Here is a 1,860-nt window from a genome sequence, read left to right as displayed (position 1 = left end):
GCGACGACCGGTTGAATTCGGTCAGTACGTCGCCGTCCGGTACACCGAGCGCCTGGCCGAGGCGGAGGCCGTCGCCTCCGTGGGCTCGGTCGGCGATTCCTACGACAACGCCATGGCGGAGGCGTTCAACTCGCTGTTCAAGGCTGAGCTGATCCGCAACAGAGGACCGTGGGCGGGGCACGCCGATCTTGAGGTTGCCGTCGCCGAGTACATCGACTGGTACAACCACCGAAGGCTCCACGGGGAGATCAACATGGTCCCGCCCGCGGAGTACGAGGCCGCCTACGCGGCCGCCCAACACAAGATCGAGGACGCCCGGCAGCCCGCCGGCGCGTGACAACCGAGCCTCCATCAAACCCGGTACTTGACAGTGACGGGCAGCCCCGCGACGGCGCATGGGTCGCCGAGCTGACCGGGCTGATGGACCTGGCCGGCTGGCCGGCGGGCATGCGGGTCATCGTGCGCAAGGAACGTCCCCACCCCGGCGCCCAGCTACGGATCACCCACCTCGACGGCAACCGCTGCACCGCCTTCGCCACCAACACCCGCCGCGGACAGCTCGCCGACCTGGAACTGCGCCACCGCCGCCGGGCCCGCTGCGAGGACCGCATCCGCGCAGCCAAGGACACCGGCCTGGCGAACCTGCCCCTGCACCCCCGGCCGTGGACCAGCGCCCAACCCGCGCGACAACGGGCCACCCCATCACGACCCGACGGCACAATTCAACATCGAAGACAGCGGGCGGTCCTCACGAGACCTCACCCACCCACCAGGCGAAAGATCGAGGCTAAATGCCACCATGGGGTATTCTCCGCCTATTGTCACCTTTCCACTGGTCGCCCACACTGCTCTAGCCGCCCTTTAATACTCAAACTAAATAGTAGTAATCCATCCTGTCGTGGTTTCGCGAGTCGTGGGGCGGGCATCTTTCCCGCTGTCGTCCTCTTGCGGTCTACATTTCCGACGACACGTTATATCGTCGGTCGCCTCCAAGGTGGAGACGCTTGCCGACCGAGAAGACCCGGACCAATGTTCGGGTCCAGGCCATCCTCTCTCGATTGGAGATCCCACCGTGATAAAGATGATCACTACCATTTGCACGGCCGCCTTGATGCCAATCCTATTCATCCTTGTCGCAAATCCCGCATCTGCGGCCAGCGTGGGACCAAGCTTCAACTCTAGAGCAGCATGCGTTGCATACGGAAACATGCCACCTCTTGACCAAGATTGGGCTTGCGCTTTTGAGGGCGACCGGTGGGATTACTACTATAATCCTTAATTCTTGGAGGCCGATGCGCGTTTCGGATGAGGAATGACGGTGGAGTAGGGAGCTGGAGTCATCACGTTGCGTGACAGATTTCCAGCTCCCTCCCATCGAACCATGCATGCAGTTCGTGTGCCCATGAGACAGGAGGTGACGCCACCAGGAGGTGACGCCACGTAGGGGGAGTGTCTGATCAACGACTCTGTTCCACTTTCGGTGGTGACTGCGTGTTAGTCGAGGAGGATGCGGTGGCGTACTGACGATTAATGTGTGGTGTTAATGGGTCTGGTGATGGCTGGTGGTGGGCGGGTACATCTTTTGCTATGAGGTATGCGACGGGTGGCGGGTTGACGCCCGCCGGGCAGGTGGAACGGGAGCGGGTTCGGTTGGCCGCGGCTGACCGGTTCGCCGCGGGAGCGACACGGACGGAGGTGGCGCGGGAATTCAAGGTGACTCCGAAAACAGCGGGCTGCTGGTATCGGGCGTGGGAGTCAGGGGGCGCGGCGGCGTTGCGGTCGGCTGGTCCGTTGTCGCGGTGCCGGTTGGATGATCGGGATCTGGGCCGGTTGGAGGCGATCCTGCGCCGGGGGCCGGGG

General features: G+C 63.4%; 2 protein-coding genes and 1 pseudogene. All 3 read left to right on the top strand.

Annotated features, from left to right (window positions below; genetic code table 11):
• Window positions 1–337, top strand: a 337-nt coding sequence (locus E0504_RS48410; RefSeq protein WP_165938873.1) for an integrase core domain-containing protein, incomplete at its 5' end; no start/stop codon positions are given.
• 20 nt (window positions 338–357) lie between these two features.
• Window positions 358–654 (top strand): annotated as a pseudogene (locus tag E0504_RS48405) (IS1380 family transposase); the annotation flags it as partial.
• An 876-nt stretch (window positions 655–1,530) separates the two neighbouring features.
• A partial coding sequence (locus E0504_RS48400; protein WP_306769428.1) for a helix-turn-helix domain-containing protein occupies window positions 1,531–1,860 on the top strand: 330 nt, incomplete at its 3' end.

The sequence above is a fragment of the Parafrankia sp. BMG5.11 genome, assembly GCF_004337455.1.
The sequence above is the reverse complement of the archived record's forward strand: the minus strand, read 5'-3'. Positions and strand labels throughout refer to the sequence as shown.